This is a genomic window from Flavobacterium resistens, assembly GCF_900182645.1.
GTDB classification, from domain to species: Bacteria; Bacteroidota; Bacteroidia; order Flavobacteriales; family Flavobacteriaceae; genus Flavobacterium; species Flavobacterium resistens.
In genome coordinates this window covers 16476-34347 of sequence record NZ_FXTA01000004.1, presented here as the reverse complement: position 1 = coordinate 34347, position 17872 = coordinate 16476, and the positions used below count along the sequence as shown (strand labels likewise).

At 34.0% G+C, this 17872-nt stretch carries 19 protein-coding genes; 13 read left to right on the top strand and 6 right to left on the bottom strand.

The window, feature by feature from the left end; translation table 11 throughout:
• Positions 1-53 precede the first annotated feature (53 nt).
• From FN795_RS14905 to FN795_RS14890, 4 genes are all read left to right on the top strand, one after another.
• A complete protein-coding gene (locus FN795_RS14905; protein ID WP_142451336.1) occupies positions 54-956 on the top strand; it encodes a fructose bisphosphate aldolase in 903 nt (300 codons plus the stop codon).
• 67 nt (positions 957-1023) lie between these two features.
• Positions 1024-2016: a porphobilinogen synthase gene (gene hemB / locus FN795_RS14900; protein ID WP_115887722.1), complete on the top strand. Its 993-nt coding sequence runs from the start codon at positions 1024-1026 to the stop codon at positions 2014-2016.
• Position 2017: 1 nt separating this feature from the next.
• Positions 2018-2428 carry a c-type cytochrome gene (locus tag FN795_RS14895; RefSeq protein ID WP_142451335.1) on the top strand — a complete coding sequence of 137 codons (411 nt, stop codon included), beginning with the start codon at positions 2018-2020 and terminating at the stop codon, positions 2426-2428.
• Positions 2429-2582: 154 nt separating this feature from the next.
• Entirely contained in the window at positions 2583-3032 is a 450-nt protein-coding gene (locus FN795_RS14890) for a GyrI-like domain-containing protein (protein ID WP_142451334.1), read from the top strand.
• A 46-nt stretch (positions 3033-3078) separates the two neighbouring features.
• On the opposite strand, the gene FN795_RS14885 is transcribed toward FN795_RS14890, so the two are convergent.
• A complete protein-coding gene (locus FN795_RS14885) occupies positions 3079-5139 on the bottom strand; it encodes a M13 family metallopeptidase (protein WP_142451333.1) in 2061 nt (686 codons plus the stop codon).
• Positions 5140-5341: 202 nt separating this feature from the next.
• Between FN795_RS14885 and FN795_RS14880 the strand changes: the two genes are divergently transcribed.
• The 5 genes from FN795_RS14880 to FN795_RS14860 all read left to right on the top strand — a co-directional run bounded on the left by FN795_RS14880 (position 5342) and on the right by FN795_RS14860 (position 9586).
• A complete protein-coding gene (locus FN795_RS14880) occupies positions 5342-6265 on the top strand; it encodes a DMT family transporter (RefSeq protein ID WP_142451332.1) in 924 nt (307 codons plus the stop codon).
• Positions 6266-6349: 84 nt separating this feature from the next.
• Positions 6350-7015: an SCO family protein gene (locus FN795_RS14875; RefSeq protein WP_035652604.1), complete on the top strand. Its 666-nt coding sequence runs from the start codon at positions 6350-6352 to the stop codon at positions 7013-7015.
• Positions 7016-7118: 103 nt separating this feature from the next.
• Positions 7119-7358, top strand: a complete 240-nt coding sequence (locus FN795_RS14870) for a FeoA family protein (protein ID WP_035652602.1) — start codon at positions 7119-7121, stop codon at positions 7356-7358.
• Positions 7358-9457, top strand: a complete 2100-nt coding sequence (feoB, locus tag FN795_RS14865; RefSeq protein ID WP_142451331.1) for a ferrous iron transport protein B — start codon at positions 7358-7360, stop codon at positions 9455-9457. The genes FN795_RS14870 and feoB overlap by 1 nt, the downstream gene beginning before the upstream one ends.
• 6 nt (positions 9458-9463) lie before the next feature.
• Positions 9464-9586, top strand: coding sequence for a FeoB-associated Cys-rich membrane protein (locus FN795_RS14860; RefSeq protein ID WP_154275363.1), 123 nt, complete (start codon positions 9464-9466; stop codon positions 9584-9586).
• Positions 9587-10014: 428 nt separating this feature from the next.
• Here FN795_RS14860 and FN795_RS14855 read toward each other — a convergent pair whose 3' ends face one another.
• The 3 genes from FN795_RS14855 to FN795_RS14845 all read right to left on the bottom strand — a co-directional run bounded on the left by FN795_RS14855 (position 10015) and on the right by FN795_RS14845 (position 12637).
• The gene (locus FN795_RS14855; protein WP_142451329.1) at positions 10015-10668 is read right to left on the bottom strand and encodes an HD domain-containing protein; all 654 of its coding nucleotides are present in this window, start codon (positions 10666-10668) and stop codon (positions 10015-10017) included.
• A gap of 183 nt (positions 10669-10851) precedes the next feature.
• The gene (locus FN795_RS14850; protein ID WP_142451328.1) at positions 10852-11844 is read right to left on the bottom strand and encodes an acyl-ACP desaturase; all 993 of its coding nucleotides are present in this window, start codon (positions 11842-11844) and stop codon (positions 10852-10854) included.
• A gap of 52 nt (positions 11845-11896) precedes the next feature.
• The gene (locus tag FN795_RS14845) at positions 11897-12637 is read right to left on the bottom strand and encodes a lysophospholipid acyltransferase family protein (protein WP_142451327.1); all 741 of its coding nucleotides are present in this window, start codon (positions 12635-12637) and stop codon (positions 11897-11899) included.
• 125 nt (positions 12638-12762) lie between these two features.
• Here FN795_RS14845 and rnpA point away from each other — a divergent pair, with 125 nt between their 5' ends.
• From rnpA to FN795_RS14825, 4 genes are all read left to right on the top strand, one after another.
• The gene (rnpA, locus tag FN795_RS14840; RefSeq protein ID WP_142451326.1) at positions 12763-13167 is read left to right on the top strand and encodes a ribonuclease P protein component; all 405 of its coding nucleotides are present in this window, start codon (positions 12763-12765) and stop codon (positions 13165-13167) included.
• An 80-nt stretch (positions 13168-13247) separates the two neighbouring features.
• Positions 13248-14072 (top strand): DUF4349 domain-containing protein, encoded by an 825-nt coding sequence (locus FN795_RS14835; RefSeq protein ID WP_142451325.1) that lies wholly within the window; start codon positions 13248-13250, stop codon positions 14070-14072.
• 2 nt (positions 14073-14074) lie between these two features.
• Entirely contained in the window at positions 14075-15712 is a 1638-nt protein-coding gene (locus tag FN795_RS14830) for a S41 family peptidase (protein ID WP_142451324.1), read from the top strand.
• Between the two features lie 7 nt (positions 15713-15719).
• Positions 15720-16523, top strand: a complete 804-nt coding sequence (locus FN795_RS14825; RefSeq protein ID WP_142451323.1) for an OmpA family protein — start codon at positions 15720-15722, stop codon at positions 16521-16523.
• Between the two features lie 151 nt (positions 16524-16674).
• Here the strand turns inward: FN795_RS14825 and FN795_RS14820 are convergent, their stop codons facing one another.
• Positions 16675-17121, bottom strand: a complete 447-nt coding sequence (locus tag FN795_RS14820) for a GNAT family N-acetyltransferase (RefSeq protein ID WP_142451322.1) — start codon at positions 17119-17121, stop codon at positions 16675-16677.
• 100 nt (positions 17122-17221) lie between these two features.
• The gene (locus tag FN795_RS14815; RefSeq protein WP_142451321.1) at positions 17222-17869 is read right to left on the bottom strand and encodes a DUF1579 domain-containing protein; all 648 of its coding nucleotides are present in this window, start codon (positions 17867-17869) and stop codon (positions 17222-17224) included.
• Between the last annotated feature and the right edge of the window lie 3 nt (positions 17870-17872).

Genomic DNA, 17872 nt, shown 5'->3' with positions numbered 1-17872 from the left:
AAATAGCAAAAACAAGCATAAGCAGGGATTTCTAATAATTAAAAATCATTATTATGGAAAAGACAGATGTAAAAACGGCACAATTAAATCGTATGCATTCCGGAAAAGGCTTTATCGCCGCACTTGATCAAAGTGGCGGAAGTACTCCAAAAGCTTTAGCACAATACGGCGTAGAGGAAAGCAGTTACACGAATGATGAAGAAATGTACACACTTGTTCATGAAATGCGAACAAGAATTATAAAGAGTCCTGCATTTGACAGTCAATATATTCTTGGCGCTATTTTATTCGAAAATACTATGGACCGCAAAATCGATGGACAATGGACGGCCGATTATTTGTGGGAGAAAAAAAATATAGTTCCGTTTTTAAAAGTAGACAAAGGTCTTGCTGATCTAAATAACGGAGTTCAAATCATGAAGCCGATTTCTAATTTGGATGAATTACTGACGCGAGCTGTAGAACGAAATGTTTTTGGAACAAAAATGCGTTCAGTAATTAAAGAGGCCAATCCAGCCGGAATTCGAGAAGTTGTTGAACAACAATTTGCAGTTGGTTTACAAATCTTTGCAAAAGGATTAATTCCAATTATCGAGCCAGAAGTTGATATTTATAGTTCAGATAAAGAAAAGTCAGAAGAAATTCTGAAAGAAGAAATCAAAAAACAGCTTAGTTTATTAGACAAAGATGTAAAAGTGATGTTGAAACTATCGATTCCAACCGTAAATAATTTCTATAGCGATTTAATGGCTGACTCGCATGTAGTTCGTGTCGTTGCGCTATCAGGAGGTTATTCTCGTGATGAAGCCAATGAAAAGCTGTCACAAAATCAAGGATTGATTGCCAGTTTCTCAAGAGCATTATCTGAAGGGCTTTCTGCTGGTCAATCTGATGACAATTTCAACTATGAGCTAAGCAGCACAATTAAAGACATTTACAACGCTTCTATTAAATAAAAAATTAAACACAAAACATTATACTTTCAGAGTTAAACCTGAAACATTAAACTTTAAACAAAAAAACATGTTCCCATTACAAAGAAACCGTCGCTTAAGAACTAATGAATCTATTCGTTCTTTAGTTCGTGAAACAAGTTTAAGTCCGCAGGATTTTATGCTTCCAATGTTTGTTGCCGAAGGAAAAGATATAAAATCAGCAATTCCTTCAATGCCTGGAATTTATCGCCATTCGTTGGATAACACAATCAAAGAAGTTAAAGAAGCTTGGGATTTAGGAATCAAAGCGGTAAATATTTACGTAAAAGTAAGCGATAATTTAAAAGACAATAAAGGTACCGAGGCTTGGAATAAAGATGGTTTGATGCAACAAACAATCCGTGCGATTAAAGATGCTGTTCCGGAAATGATTGTAATGCCCGATGTTGCTCTTGATCCATATTCAATTTACGGTCACGACGGAATTATCGAAAACGGTCAATTGATCAACGACGCAACGGTTGATGCTTTAACCAGAATGAGTTTAAGCCACGCCGAAGCCGGAGCCGATTTTGTAGCGCCAAGCGACATGATGGACGGACGAGTTTTGGCAATCAGAAAAGCTTTGGAAGAAAACGGACATCACAATGTTGGAATTATGAGCTACAGTGCAAAATATGCTTCTGCATTTTACGGACCGTTCCGAGATGCTTTAGATTCAGCTCCTGTAGATTCTCAAAATATCCCAAAAGACAAGAAGACATATCAAATGGATTATGCGAATAGAATTGAAGGAATTCGCGAAGCATTATTAGATGTTGAAGAAGGTGCAGATATCGTAATGGTAAAACCAGGAATGGCTTATTTAGACATCGTTCGTGAAGTAAAAAACGCCGTTCATGTGCCAGTTGCGGTTTACCAAGTATCTGGTGAGTACGCGATGGTAAAGGCCGCAGCAGAAAGAGGGTGGCTTGATCATGACAAAATTATGATAGAGCAACTTTATTGCATTAAGCGCGCAGGGGCTAGTATCATCTCAACTTATTTTGCAAAAGAAGCTGCTGTAATTTTAAATAAATAAGATGAAAAAAGCAGTATTCTTAGCAGCCGTTTTAGCATTTGCTTCATGCAAAAAAGAGAGTCAGGAACCTTTTGGAAAGTCATCTGAAAGTACAACAGAAACTTCTTCCGAAGGCGAATCGGCGAAAGCCACAACTCCAATAGATTTAGGAAAAGAAATTTTTGAAGGAAGAGGAAATTGTACTTCTTGCCATCAACCTGATCAAAAAGTTATTGGTCCAAGCATTCAGGAAATAGCAAAAATCTATAAAGACAAAAAAGGTGACATCACCACTTTCTTAAAAGGAAACGCAGATCCAATTGTTGATCCGAGTCAGTTTGCTGTAATGCAGACTAATTTTGCAATTACCAAAGAAATGTCTGATGAGGAATTAAAAGCTATAGAAGCTTATATTTACAGCAATTTGAAATAAAACTGTAATTGTAATAACAAAAAGAAAAACGACGCCAAATAAGCGTCGTTTTTTTATTTGGCTTAAAATGTGGTTTTTTAATGTTTCGCTGCTGACATACTGTTGTCACAACTCGGATTTACTTTTGGGTCATTAACCAATAAATTTAAACATAATGCACAATCAAGAATTTAATGTAATTGGAATTTCGATTAGAACAACAAATGAAAATGGACAATCGGCAAAAGACATTCCCGCACTTTGGAATACTTTTTTATCAAAAAATATCGTGGGAAAAATTCCAAACAAAATTTCGCAGGATATCATTTGCATTTATACCGATTACGAAAAGGATCACACAAAACCTTATACCACAATTTTAGGTTGTGTTGTCGAAAACCTGAATAGTATCCCAGAAGAAATGGTGGGAATAACAATTCCAAATTCTAATTATGAAAAATTCACACCAAAAGGGAATTTGGCCGATGGAATTGTCTATAACGAATGGCTAAAAATCTGGGAATTAAATCTGAAACGAACTTTTACAAGTGATTTTGAAGTTTATGGTGCAAAAGCTCAAAATCCTGAAAATGCTGAGGTTGACATTTATATTGCTATTAAATAATAAAAAAAAACGGCGCTTATTCAGCGCCGTTTTAAAATTTATAAGATTACCAGATTTTAACTCTTTTCTCTGGTTCAAGATACATAGCGTCTCCTGGTTTAATTCCGAAAGCTTGGTAAAAAGCATCTAAGTTTTTAATTGGCACAACCGCTCTGTACATTCCTGGAGAGTGCGGATCTGTTTTAACTTGGCTCTTAATTGCTTCGTCTCTAGATTTTGTTCTCCAAACTGTAGCCCAAGAAATAAAGAAACGTTGTTCTGGAGTAAATCCGTCGATTAATCCTGGATTTCCGTTTGCTTTCAAATACAATTGTAAACCATCGTAAGCAGCATTTGTTCCTCCTAAATCTCCAATGTTTTCACCTAAAGTAAATTTACCATCAACGTGAATTCCTGGCAATGGCTCTAAAGCACTGTATTGAGCAGCAAGATCTCCTCCAAGAGCAGTAAATTGCTTTAAATCATCAGCAGTCCACCAGTCAACCAAGTTTCCGTCAGCATTATAACGAGCACCTGAATCATCAAAACCGTGAGAGATTTCGTGACCAATAACCGCTCCAATTCCACCATAGTTTACAGCTTCATCAGCTTGGTAATTGTAGAACGGTGGCTGTAAAATCGCTGCTGGGAAAACAATCTCGTTGTAAGATGGATTGAAATAAGCATTTACAGTTTGCGGAGACATTCCCCATTCTGTTTTATCAACTGGTTTTCCAAGTTTAGCTAAATTGTCAGCATAAGCCCATTTTGATAGATTTTTCATATTATCAAAATAAGTTCCGCCTTCTTTAACATCTTTAAGCTCTAATTTTGAATAATCTTTCCATTTGTCTGGATATCCAATTTTAACCGTTAATTTTTTTAATTTTTCAATAGCCTTAACTTTAGTTTCAGCAGACATCCAAGGTAAAGCATTGATTCTGTTTTCATACGCCAACATAACATTTGCAATCATGTCTTTTGCTTTTGCTTTTGCTTCAGCAGGGAATAATTTCTCTACATAAAGTTTTCCTAAAGCTTCACCAGTTGCTCCGTTGATTACTTGCAAAGCAACTTCCTCACGTGGACGTTGTTTTAAAGCTCCTGTTAATGTTTTTCCATAGAAATCAAAGTTTGCATTTTCGATATCTGTAGTCAAAGTTGAAGCAGCTCTGTTTAATAGGGACCATTTTAAGTATTCTTTCCAAGCTTCTACTTTCTTTTCAGTAAAAGTTTTTTCTAAAGCGATCATGTAACGAGGCTGTGCAACATTTACAGTATCTAATTTTGCCATTCCAATTCCTGTGAAATATTTTTCCCATTGAATTGATGGTGTATTCTTTTTCAAATCAGCAACAGCAGTTGGATTGTATTGTTTTCTTCTATCTCTTCTTTCAACACGATCCAATCTTGGAGCAGACATTTCAACCTCCAAAGCCAAAATTTGTTTTGCACTTTCTTTTGCTTTTGCAGGAGATTCTCCAATGTACTGCATCATACGAGCAACATGAACTTCGTATTTTTCACGTTTTTCTTTAGAATCTTTATCATCAGAATTGTAGTAATCTTTATCCGACAATCCAAGAGTTCCAGGTCCTAAAGTCACCGAATTTTTATTACTGTTTTTAGCATCAGCACTAACATAAACTCCAAAGAAACCTGATCCGCCAGAAAGTTGCATTTCAGTAATATAGTTTTGAAGATCAGCAACATTTTTAATGGCGTCGATTTTCTTCAAATAAGGCTGAAGTTGTGTAACTCCTCTTTTATTTCTTCCAACAGTATCCATGATAGTGTTAAATAAAGCGATTGCTTTACCTTGGTCAGTATTTGATTTATACTTCGGATTTTTCGAAGCTTCTTTCAAAATAGCAAGTGAATTCTCGTCTGTCTTTTGACGCAATTCATTAAAACTTCCCCATGAATTTCTATCACTAGGAATTTCAGTTTTGTCTAACCAAGCTCCGTTTACATAACGAAAAAAGTCCTGGCTTGGACTTACTTTAGTATCCATATTGGCAATATTGATACCTGGTTCTTTTGGTTTTGCATCTTGAGCTTGAACTGCTGTTATCGTTAACATTGCAGAAACTACACAAAACATTGGTTTAGTAAGCTTTTTAATCATTATAATTTATTGTTTTAGTATATATACAAACATATTGTTATTATTTTGAATACTATGTTAAAATTTTCCAATAATTAAAACTGTTCTTTAATATTAAATTTCCGAATAGAATACAGCTAAAAATTTCATTAATAATTTGTGAGATTTATACCCAATTTTTGAAATTGTTTTTGGAATATTTGTCAAAAGAAAAATCATCAAAGTGAAAGCAAAAATTCAGAATGCAGTTTCAGGAAAAGTTGACGCAATTGGACTTCCAATTTTAGCTTTATGCTGGGTAAGTTTTGGTTGGGGAACAACATGGCTTGCATCAAAAGAAGGTGTAAAACATATGCCAGCACTTCAAATGGCCATGATTCGACAGTTTTTAGCCGGCTTGATCTATGTTGGTTATTTTATTCTAAAAAAAGAACCTTGGCCAAAAGGTAAACAATGGGGAACTATTTTAATTCTTGCTTTCTTAAATTTTGTTTGCAGCAATGGTTTAAGTACTTGGGGTGTGAAATACATTAGCAGCGGACTTGGCGCAATAATCAGTGCTATTTTTCCAATTTGGATTATCATTATTAATTTTTTCAATGGCGAGAAAGTTGCGAAACTTGCCATAACAGGAATTTTAATCAGTTTTGGTGGCATCTGTATTATTTTCATTGATCATTTGACTGACTTTTTCAAACCCGATTTTCAATTCGGAATCCTTTTGACCGTTATTTCAACCATCACATGGGCGTTTGGAATTTTGTTTATCAAGAAGAAAGCAGCGAGTTTCAATCCCTATTTTAGTTTAGGTCTTCAAATGCTAATTTCAAGTTTCATTCTTTACGGAATTACTGAGCCTTTAGAGATGAATATTTCGCTTGCCGAAATTCCAACCACTTCATGGTGGGCAATTGGCTATCTGGTAATAATTGGTTCTGTATTAACTTTCATTGCTTTCATCTATACACTGCAGCATCTTCCAACAGAAATCAGTAGTATTTATGTTTACATTAATCCGATTGTAGCTATGGTTTTAGGCTTTTTTATTTTTGGAGAAATGCTGACACAAGCTATAATTATTGGTAGTGTGGTTACTTTATCAGGAATATATCTGGTGAACAAATCCATCCGTAAAAACAAAGCTTAAATGAAATTCTAATAAGCTGTTAAAAAGCTTTAAGAGTAAGTATTTTAAAATGCTCTTTTTGTATTTTTGCGCCAAATTATTTTTATGAAATCGCTTCTATACAAATACCGCAAATTCTTTATTGTTTTAATTGTTTTTTCGGTTGTTACGATATCCTTATTTTATTCAGCTTTAAAACCACAAAAAACACTTCCAATTTACAATCCGTCAGATGTAAATCCGGAATTAGTTGACAGTACGATTCAATATAAAAGCAAATATCACACAATTGCTGATTTTTCGTTTGTAAACCAAAATGGCGATACGATCACTCAAAAAAATTACGAAGGAAAAATCTATGTTGCCGATTTCTTTTTCACAACTTGCGGTTCTATTTGCCCAAAAATGTCAACCAATCTTGTTGATGTTCAGAAAGCCGTTTTAAACAATCCAAAAGTAATGCTGCTTTCACATACTGTTTTCCCAGAAGTTGACAGTGTTTCGGTTTTAAAAGAATATGCCATAAAATATGGTGTTGTAGACAGCAAATGGAATTTGGTTACCGGCGACAAAAAAGAGATTTACACCATGGCCAGAAAATCTTATTTGGCAGTTAAACTTGGCCGGCCAGATCAACTTTATGATATGGTTCATACGGAGAATTTCGTTTTGGTTGATCAAAAAAGACGTGTTCGCGGTTTCTATGACGGAACTAACAAAGAAGAAATCAAACGTCTTTTAGAAGACATCGATTTCTTATGCAAAGAGTAAAATCCCTTATTTTTAGAAAGATTTAGCATATTCAAAAGTGTTAAATGCCTTGAAATAAAGAATTATTGCCTACTTTTGCAATCTAAACTCAATCTAAATAAGCTTGCAAAATACAATTCACACTCTGAAAAAAGGCGAGAAAGCCATTATCAAAGATTTTGATATCGATCTTATTCCTCTAAAATTATTAGAAATGGGTTGTTTGCCGGGAAGTGAAGTCGAATTATTACAAATTGCTCCTTTTGGAGACCCATTATATTTAGACATTAACGGTTCGCATGTTGCAATTCGTATCGAAACAGCTCGTGAAATTGAAGTTGAACTTATCAAAAGCAATTTATAATGAGTGTTCAAAATATTAATGTTGCCCTTATTGGAAATCCAAATACCGGAAAAACTTCTGTTTTTAATCAATTAACGGGTTTAAACCAGCAAGTTGGAAATTATCCCGGAATTACGGTTGAGAAAAAAATGGGGTTCTGTAAGCTTCCGCATAACATCAAAGCCAATATTTTAGACTTACCAGGAACGTATAGTTTGAATGCCAGTTCAATGGACGAAAGCGTAGTTATTGAACTTTTGCTAAATAAAAACGACAAATTATATCCGGATGTTGCCGTTGTTGTCACCGATGTAGAAAATCTCAAAAGAAATTTACTGATTTACACTCAAATTAAAGACCTTGAAATTCCGACGATTTTAGTCATAAACATGTCCGATCGTATGGAAAGAAAAGGAATTTCATTAGATATTCCGTTTTTAGAAGAAAAATTAAAAACTAAAATTGCTCTGGTAAGTTCCCGAAAAGGTTTAGGAATTGATGCTTTAAAGGAATTAATTGTTTCGTACAAAACCATTCCGCACGAACCTTGCTTAAACGCTTCAGTAATTGACGAAGAATATTTCAAAAAACTCCAACACGCATTTCCGAATCAATTGTTGTACAAACTGTGGCTTGTAATTACTCAGGATGTCAATTTTTCTAATTTGGACAGAAATGAAATCAGAAGCACTTTTACCAAATCACATTCTGAATTAAAACGTCTTCAGCAAAAAGAAACCATCAAACGTTATCAGTTTATCAATGACGTTTTGAAAGAAGGATTAAAAGTCGATGCATCGATGGCAAAAGACATTCGTGCAAAACTAGATCGCGTTTTAACGCACAAAGTTTGGGGTTACGTTATTTTCTTTGCCATTTTATTTTTGATTTTCCAATCGATATTCAGCTGGTCAACTATTCCTATGGATTTCATTGACAGCACTTTTGCTTCTTTAAGCGCTTGGGCTGCAGAAACATTACCAAGTGGTATTTTAACCGATTTACTTTCGCAGGGAATTATTCCGGGAATTGGAGGTGTTATTATTTTTATTCCGCAGATTGCTTTTTTATTCTTGTTCATTTCAATTTTGGAAGAAAGCGGTTATATGAGTCGTGTTGTTTTTTTAATGGATAAAATAATGCGCAAATTCGGGCTTTCGGGAAAAAGCGTTGTGCCTTTGATTTCAGGAACTGCCTGTGCAATTCCGGCAATTATGGCAACCCGAAATATTGAAAACTGGAAAGAGCGTCTTATTACAATTTTAGTAACGCCATTCACAACTTGTTCGGCAAGATTACCTGTTTATGCTATTATTATTTCACTGGTAATTCCGAGTACACGCGTTTTTGGAATATTAAATCTTCAGGGATTAACCTTAATGTTTCTTTATATTCTCGGATTTGCAACCGCAATTCTATCCGCTTATATTTTGAATAAAGTTTTAAAATTAGAATCAAAAACGTATTTCGTAGTTGAAATGCCAAGTTATAAATTGCCACTTTTTAAAAATGTTGGAATCAATGTTGTGGAAAAAACCAAAGCATTTATTGTGGGCGCCGGGAAAATCATTTTAGCTATTTCTGTTATTTTATGGTTCTTGGCTTCATATGGTCCTGGAAAAGATTTTAATGAAGCCGAAAGCATTGTAAAAGAAAAATTTGCAGAAACTAAACTAAATGAAGTTCAGTTTGAAAATGAAGTCGCTTCGCAAAAACTAGAGAACTCTTATATCGGATTAATGGGAAGAGCAATCGAGCCTGCAATTGCGCCTTTAGGCTACGATTGGAAAATCGGAATTGCATTAATCAGTTCATTTGCTGCGAGAGAAGTTTTCGTTGGAACACTTGCCACCATTTACAGCGTTGGCGATACGGATAACGAATCGACTATAAAAAGCAAAATGCAACAGGAAATTCATCCTGAAACAGGTCAAAAAGTATTTAATTTTGCAACCGGAATTTCATTATTGCTGTTTTATGCCTTTGCGATGCAATGCGCAAGTACATTAGCCATTACAAAAAAAGAAACCAACTCGTGGAAATGGCCGGCAATGCAACTAGTATTTATGAGTGGACTAGCCTATTTTAATGCTTTAATCGCTTATCAACTATTAAAATAAAGCATTATGATTCAAGAAATTATAGCTTTCGCCATATTAGGATTTGCCATTGCATTTCTGATTAAGAAATTCTTCTGGAAATCTAAAAAGAAAAAAGACTGCGGTGATGGAAATTGTGGATGTTCTTAAAAAGATAATGACATCCTAACATTCTAGAGAAATTTCAAAAAGCTTCACGAGATTAAAATTCTTTGTGAAGCTTTTTTGTTTTTAAAAAAGCTTTACCAAAAGAAAAATGTCTTATTTTAATGATTTTAAAGCTTTTAATGCAGATCTATGATAAATGAGAAATTTATTTTTACATAAAATAAAATTACATCAAAATGACAAACTTTGAAAAAGAGGAAATTGTAAGAGACAACAGGGTTGCTAGATTATTGTGGTTTTCTTTTGGGTTTTTATGCGCTTTCGGAATAATGTGCCTTTTAAAATTCAAATTATAAATTCAAACATTATAAATTCTTGTAACTATAATAAAATCTCATTTAAAACAAAAAGCAACTTCAGAATTTGAAGTTGCTTTTTTTATTTATTTGAAATGAATTGTCTGTCGAAAACTATTTCACTCCTTCCCACTCGGCATAAAATTGAGCAAGGAATGTTTCCATAAAATGATGCCTTTGAGCTGCAATTTCTTTGCCTTTTTCAGTATTCATTTTGTTTTTCAAAAGTAAAAGCTTTTCGTAGAAATGATTAATAGTTGGAGCATTGTTCTTTTTATATTCCTCTTTTGTCATGTTGGTTATTGGAGCAATTTCAGGATTGTATAAAGCTCTGTTTTTAAATCCGCCATAATTAAACGCTCTCGCAACGCCAATTGCACCTATTGCATCCAAACGATCAGCATCCTGAACAATATCCAATTCGACAGAAGAAAACTTCTTTTCAAAATTTCCGCCTTTATAAGAGATATTTTCAATAATATTCACAACATGCTGAATAATGTCTTCTGAAACATTTTCTGCTTCTAAAAACGCACGAGCTGTCTTTGGGCCAATTGTTTCGTCTCCGTTATGAAATTTACTATCGGCAATATCATGAAGTAAAGCACCAAGCGAAACAATCGTTAAATCACAATCTGTTTCTTTTGCAATCAAAAGTGCATTTTTATAAACGCGTTCTATATGAAACCAATCGTGACCGCCTTCAGCATCGTTTAATTTTTCTTTTACAAAATCTATGGTTTTATTTATCAATTCAGAAGTATTCATAGCGTATTTTATATGATTTTTGACATATCTACTTTATGCATTAAAAGTATAATTATCTACATTTTATAAAAAATGTTGATTGCTAAAAAGCTGTTAAGCCTTTAACAATCAACACTAAATTATTATTTTAATTAAAGCGCAACTTTGTTGCAAATTTAAACTATAAGCAATAAAACTTAAAATTTAAAGTCTAGCTGGTTCCACCCATTTAAAGATATGACCTTCGGCAGGAATTACTAATCTTTCAGAAATTTTAGCCATTCTTCCTGGTAATTTCATTAGATAATCACGTGCTTTTTCGGCTTCATCTGTCAAATTAGAAATTTTATCAATTTCCCATTTAGTGATCAATTTTTGCATAATATCAACGTAATCATTTGCAGTGTAAACACCAATACGTTGCGCTGAATCTGAAAACTGTTCAAATGCAGAGCTGATTTTTTGACCAGATTCTCTCAAAAAGTGAGCTGGCATAACGATTTTCTGCTTCATCATGTATTGAAAAGCAAGCATCATTTCGCTAGGATCTACCTGAAAAATTCTAGTTACAAATTCGCTGTATGCATGGTGATGACGCATTTCGTCTCCCGCAATCATTTTACACATTTTAGACAACTTGTTATCACCAAATTTCTTAGCCATTTGCGCTACTCTATTGTGCGATACGTACGTTGCTAATTCCTGAAAACTAGTGTACACAAAATTCTTGTATGGATCAGTTCCAGTTCCAATATCAAACCCGTCGTTGATTAAATGCTGTGTTGTCATTTCGATTTCACGCATGTTCACACGACCAGACAAATACAAATATTTATTTAAAAGATCTCCGTGGCGATTTTCTTCTCCAGTCCATTGTCTGATCCATTTTGACCAGCCATTTCCGCCGTTTTCAATCTGATCCACACCTTCTACATCCATTAACCATGATTCATATGTAGGCAAAGCTTCCTCAGTGATGGTATCACCAACAAGCGTAACCCAGAAATCGTATGGAAGTTCTTTAGCAATTTCGCGCAATTCTTTAACCTCTTCAAAGAAATTTTCTCCTTCAGAATTAGGCAAGAAATCTGACGGCTGCCAAATTTTTTCCACTGGAATTAAATACTGTTCAACGAAGCTATCCACGTTTTTTTCCAAAAACTGCATTACTTCTAATCTAATGTTTTTTATAGACATTACTTATTTTTGATTTGGGATTTAAGTTTCAGCACTCGGCTAAAACAAAAATCTATTTATACTCGTTTACTCCTTCTACAACAGCCTTTTCAGTCAAAGCCATTAATTCGGCAAAATCATAATCTTTTACTGCCATTGCTTTATGAGCTGTAAAAGTCAGATTGTTTCCTAAACCGACAGGAAACATTCCATAGCGAACCATTTTCCATGAATTATTAATACTCACCGGCACAACATAAGCTGATGGTGCGTATTTACATAAGATTTTTAAACCGCTTTGGGCAAATTCTTTAGGTTTTCCAGTCTTGCTGCGGGTTCCTTCCGGAAAAATAACTGCAGATCTGGTGTTTTTTTCGATATATTCAGACAAGCCTTTGATTACAGGAATCGCTTGTTTAGGGTCTTTACGGTCAATAAGCACTGATCCGCCGTGTTTCAAATTGAAAGAAACACTTGGAATACCGCTTCCTAACTCTTTCTTACTTACAAATTTACAATGAAAACGTCTAAAGTACCAAATCATTGTAACGATATCGTACATACTTTGATGATTGGCAACAAAAATGATCGGAACTCCTGTCGGAATACCCTCTACTCCTGTAACTTTATACGTTGTTCCAACAAGATTCGTACATCTTAAAAGCCAAAAGTTAAGATAATCAACACTTTTCTTGTGTGCCTGATATCCAAACACATTCAGGCAAATCCATTGTATTGGGTGAAAAATCACCAAACACAATCCAAAACATAAATAGTAAATAACAGATATTGGGTACGAAATTATCTTTTGCATGCCTGAAAAATTAATTGCCAAAAGTAGTAAATATATTTTTAGCGGTATAAAAATTGAAAACAATAACTGTTTTTCTCGTTTAATTGTACCTTTGCCGTAAAATTTGCAAATTTTTTCTGAACTAAATGAGCTTTACTTACCCTAAAAATGAACGCTTAAAAAGCAAAACGACAATTGGATTACTATTTTCTGAAGGAAAATCGGTATCGAAATATCCACTTCGTTTGGTTTATCGTGAAGCAGAAAAAAATTCAGAAGAAAAAATTAAGCTTGGCGTTTCGGTTTCTAAGAAATATTTCAAAAAAGCCGTTGACCGAAATTACTTCAAAAGAGTGTTGCGAGAAACTTATCGATTAAATAAGCATTTGCTTCTAGATCAACTCAATCAACCATACTCTATCATGTTTTTTTATCAGACAAAAGACAAATTATCTTACCAGGAAATCAATACCAAAACGATTCAGTTGTTTGAGAAATTCCTGCAACAAATAAACAAAACTCCGGATTCTGAAAATAAAACAGAATCGTAAGTCTTATAAGGCAACTTTATTTATCAATTTGGGCAAAAAATTATAAAAAAATTGTAGTTTTAGCTCTAAATTGGAACTTTATGAGATATATTTTCTATTTATTCTTTTTGGGTTTAATTTTTTCGAGCTGCTCAAAAAACAGCGAGGAAAACGTAAGTGCTGATATGGCAATCTCAGCAGTAAAATTGCCAGCAAAAAAATATGAATCTGGCAGTGCAGATAAAAATCTAAATGCTTCTTCGCCTGAAATTGAACAAAAAATTATAAAAGAAGCTTCTCTTCGATTTGAAACAAATGATTTAGAAGAAACATTCAATCAAATCAAAACCGCAGTAACAGCAAACAAAGCAACTGTTTTAGTAGATTCTGAAGGAAAAGATTATAATTCTGTTTTCAGGAATCTTACAATTAAAGTTCCAAGTCAAAATTTTGATACCTTTATCAATACGATTTCAAAAGGAGTTTCTTATTTCGAAAGAAAAGATATTTCTGCAGAAGATGTTACAGAACAATATATTGACCTTACTACAAGATTAAAAAACAAACGAAAACTTGAAGAACGTTATTTGCAAATTCTTCAAAAAGCCACAAAAATCAGTGAGATTTTAGAAATAGAAAAGCAAATCTCAATTATCCGCGAAGAAATCGAAGCCAAAGAAGGACAATTAAAATATTTAGAAAGCCGAGTTTCTGAAAGTACTGTTAGAATTGAATTTTATAAAAACCTTCCGGAACAGGAAGCAGTGCAATTATCATACGGATCAAAAATCTGGACCGCTATTAAATCAGGATTTTTTAGCCTGTCAAGCTTCTTTATATCAATTATCAGCATTTGGCCGTTTGTAATTATATTTTGTGTATTAGCCTATTTTATTAGAAAAAGATTTAAAAGAAAAAAAGCATAATCATGTATCCATATTTAAAAAAGAAGTTCGTTATACCAACCGTTGCGGCGGGATTATTATTTATTGGAACCAGTTTCAAAGAAGACTTTTTTGAAATTGCGAAACAAATAGAAATCTTCACTACTTTATTCAAGGCCGTTAATACAAATTATGTTGACGAAACCAATCCGGGCGATTTGATGGACAAAGCCATTAAAAGCATGTTGGGAAGTTTGGATCCTTACACCGTTTACTTTAATGAACAGGATGTTGTGAATTTCAAAATCAACAATACTGGAGAATACACCGGAATTGGTGCTTTGATTTCAAGAAAAAAAGACCGTTTGATTGTTCGCGAACCGTACAAAAATTATCCAGCAGACAAAGCGGGATTAAAAGCTGGCGACGAAATTATTCAGATTGGCGATGTTTTGATAGCAGATTATAAAGATGATGCTTCACAATTAATGAAGGGAACTAAAAACACCAAGATCCAGATCAAATATCTTCGCCAGGGAAAAACCAATACAACAGAATTGGTTTTGGATGAAGTTGATATTAAATCAGTTCCGTTTTACGGAAAAATTGATAATAAAACAGGTTATATTGTTCTTTCTCACTTTAGCCGAAAAGCTGCTGCTGAAGTAAAAGACGCTTTAGAAAAATTAAAAGCAGACGGAGCAACTCAAATTGTATTAGATTTAAGAGGAAATCCGGGAGGTTTATTGAATGAAGCGATTGATATCTGTAATTTATTTGTTCCAAAAAACGAAGTAATTGTTACAACAAAATCAAGAATTGAAAAACACAATAACACCTATAAAACAACCAAAGAACCAGTTGATACTGAAATTCCATTAGCAATTTTGGTTAATGGAAGAAGCGCATCGGCATCTGAAATTGTTTCCGGAGCATTACAGGATTTGGATCGTGCCGTGATTTTAGGAAGCCGCAGTTTTGGTAAAGGTTTGGTTCAGCGTTCGGTTGATTTGACTTACGGAACACAATTGAAAGTTACTATTTCCCGCTACTACACTCCTTCTGGACGTTGTATTCAGGCGTTAGATTACGCGCATAAAGACAAAAATGGTGTAGCTCAAAGAACGGAAGCAAAAAACTTTAACGCTTTTAAAACCAGAAAAGGCAGAACGGTTTATGATGGTGGTGGTGTTTTGCCAGACATTGAATTGGACGAAACTAAAATGAGTCCGATAACAAGTGCATTATTGAAAAATGACGGTATTTTTGATTATGCAACAACTTACTATTACAAAAACCCAAATCTTGGTGATAAAATTCCGGTTCTGACTGATGCTGACTACGCAGGTTTCAAACAATATTTAAAAACCAATAAAATCAGTTTTGACACCGAAACTGAAGTTGCTTTGAAAAATACGCTAGCAGCAGCAAAAAACGAAAAAATCGATGAAACAATTGCTCCGGAATACCAGCAATTACTAGCTGCATTGGAAAAAAGCGAAAACACTTTACTGGATAAAAATCAAAAAGAAATCAGAAATTTAATTCAGGAAGAACTCATCAAAAGATATCAATATCAAGAAGGCCTTTATCAATTTTACCTTAAAAACAATTCAGAAATTAAAAAAGCGGTCAGCGTTTTAAATAATCAAACTGAGTACAAAACGATTTTAAAAATGTAAAAATGAAATGAAACTTTGTTTAGCCCTATTTCTGTTTATTATTTACAATTTATCGGCACAGCAAAAACCTATTGAAACCATTTATTTTGAGTTTGACAAATATGATCTAACTCCTCTACAAACCGAAGTTGTAACTAATTTCATTAAAAGTATTGACACGGCAAAAGTCGAGTCAATACAAATCTACGGATACTGCGATGATCGCGGTACAGACGAATATAATTTTAGATTATCGAACAATCGTGCCAATACGATTCAGAATCTGTTGACATCTGCAGGATTCAATCAAAGCAAAATTGTGATTCTGGAAGGAAAAGGCCGTATTGTAGTCCGACCTGATACTGTCGAAAATCTTCATGAAACCCGCACCCGAAATCGGCGGGTTGATTTGATAGTAGTAAAACGAAACAGTTTTGGAAAAGGAATTTATACTTCTTTTAAAGACAATTTAAAAGTTGGCGACAAAATATACTTAGAAAGTATACTATTCGACATTGGAAGTTCAGTATTAACATCAACTTCAAAAAAAGAATTGGACAAAATTGCTGAAAAATTGCTTCGACAAAAAAGTATTCAATTTGAAATAAGAGGCCACGTTTGCTGTACACCCGATCTGTACGAGGACGGAATCGACAAAGCCACCAAAGAAAGAAGACTTTCCTGGAACCGCGCCAAAACGGTTTTTAATTATCTAAGCTCTAAAAAAGTATCTAAAAATCGGATGACCTATCAAGGTTGTGGCAATAAATATCCGCTAGGACGAGGAGATAAATATGACCGTAGAGTTGAATTTTTGATTACGAAGATTTAAATCGTTTAATTAAAAAAGAATTTCATTTTACTTAAAGTAATACTTTAAAAAAAACTGTTATTAAATTATTTTTTAGATAATTACAAAAACATTTTAGCGCAAAAACACTTAATGCAAAAAAGTTGCGTTAAGTGTTTTTGCGCTAAAATTCTTAACCGCGAATCATCTCAATATGTTCGATATCATCTTCTAAATACATTTCGCTGGTTTGCACAAATCCGTGGCTTTCGTAAAACTTTTTAAGATAAAGCTGAGCGCCAATCGTAATCTGATCTTTACCAAAATTTTGTTTTATGGCTGCAATTGATTCACGCATTAAATCATGTCCCCATTTTCTATCACGATAATTGGCATCGACAACTACTCGCCCAATCGATGCATTATCAAAACTAATTCCGGCATCAAATAAACGCGTATAAGCAACAATTTTGCCATCAAACTCACCAATTAAATGCAAACCTTTCTTGTCTTTGCCATCAAGGTCCAAATAAACGCAGTTTTGTTCCACTACAAAGATCTCGCTTCTCAATTTAAGCAAATCATATAGTTCGTCAACCGTTAATGCCTCAAAAGGCTTTATTTTCCATTTTAATTCCATTATTCATTATTGTTGTAGTCGAAAAGACGAAATTAGCTTAAAAAAAGAAATTCCAATCACAAACTGTAATTGGAATTTCTTTAAATGAGGAAATATCGTTTTATTTCTTCTTCGAAATAATTTCCATGCTTTTATATTCGGCACCGTTTTTCATATCATACATTTCGAATTTTCTAGTTGTCGGATCAACAATAGTATAAACTTCACGATAAGGAGTCTTTTTCCCCTTTACTGGATCTACAGTTTCTCCTTTTAATTCGATTGTTTTTGTGCTTTCGTCATATTTACCATAGGCCACCATCATTCCGGTTCCCATATTGTCAATAAAAGTATTCGTAAATTCTTTAGTGGCATTATTATATGCCAACGTTCCTTTTCCTTCAAAGGGAGCTCCCATAATAGTACCTTTATAATCAGTTTCTTGATAACGCCCACCGAAAAGCATTTTTACGGTTGCTATTGAAGTTGCTTTTTCCGGTTTTCCATTTGGTTCATACCAAAAAGTCATATCACAAGTCCAAGTCCCAACTTCCTCCATCATTAATTTATGAGGTTCTCCGGGCGTTGCATAGGCCTGCCATGCTTTTACCTGCGTTGCAGAATCAACAGGTGCTTCAACTTCAGCAATTGGTTCTTCGGTTTTAATACTGTCTGAATCCTTTGTTGTTACTGTTTCTGTTTTTACTTCTTTTTTGCAAGAAATAAAACTCAATATCAATATTACTAATATTCCGGCTACATTTTTCATAAG

Coding starts and splice junctions, on each gene's coding strand:
- FN795_RS14890 (WP_142451334.1), top strand. CDS start 2,583: ATGCACAATCAAGAATTTAATGTAATTGGAATTTCGATTAGAACAACA.
- FN795_RS14845 (WP_142451327.1), bottom strand. CDS start 12,637: ATGCAAAAGATAATTTCGTACCCAATATCTGTTATTTACTATTTATGT.
- FN795_RS14815 (WP_142451321.1), bottom strand. CDS start 17,869: ATGAAAAATGTAGCCGGAATATTAGTAATATTGATATTGAGTTTTATT.
- FN795_RS14875 (WP_035652604.1), top strand. CDS start 6,350: ATGAAATCGCTTCTATACAAATACCGCAAATTCTTTATTGTTTTAATT.
- FN795_RS14905 (WP_142451336.1), top strand. CDS start 54: ATGGAAAAGACAGATGTAAAAACGGCACAATTAAATCGTATGCATTCC.
- feoB (WP_142451331.1), top strand. CDS start 7,358: ATGAGTGTTCAAAATATTAATGTTGCCCTTATTGGAAATCCAAATACC.
- FN795_RS14885 (WP_142451333.1), bottom strand. CDS start 5,139: ATGATTAAAAAGCTTACTAAACCAATGTTTTGTGTAGTTTCTGCAATG.
- rnpA (WP_142451326.1), top strand. CDS start 12,763: ATGAGCTTTACTTACCCTAAAAATGAACGCTTAAAAAGCAAAACGACA.
- FN795_RS14835 (WP_142451325.1), top strand. CDS start 13,248: ATGAGATATATTTTCTATTTATTCTTTTTGGGTTTAATTTTTTCGAGC.
- FN795_RS14860 (WP_154275363.1), top strand. CDS start 9,464: ATGATTCAAGAAATTATAGCTTTCGCCATATTAGGATTTGCCATTGCA.
- FN795_RS14850 (WP_142451328.1), bottom strand. CDS start 11,844: ATGTCTATAAAAAACATTAGATTAGAAGTAATGCAGTTTTTGGAAAAA.
- FN795_RS14825 (WP_142451323.1), top strand. CDS start 15,720: ATGAAACTTTGTTTAGCCCTATTTCTGTTTATTATTTACAATTTATCG.
- FN795_RS14855 (WP_142451329.1), bottom strand. CDS start 10,668: ATGAATACTTCTGAATTGATAAATAAAACCATAGATTTTGTAAAAGAA.
- FN795_RS14820 (WP_142451322.1), bottom strand. CDS start 17,121: ATGGAATTAAAATGGAAAATAAAGCCTTTTGAGGCATTAACGGTTGAC.
- FN795_RS14830 (WP_142451324.1), top strand. CDS start 14,075: ATGTATCCATATTTAAAAAAGAAGTTCGTTATACCAACCGTTGCGGCG.
- FN795_RS14895 (WP_142451335.1), top strand. CDS start 2,018: ATGAAAAAAGCAGTATTCTTAGCAGCCGTTTTAGCATTTGCTTCATGC.
- hemB (WP_115887722.1), top strand. CDS start 1,024: ATGTTCCCATTACAAAGAAACCGTCGCTTAAGAACTAATGAATCTATT.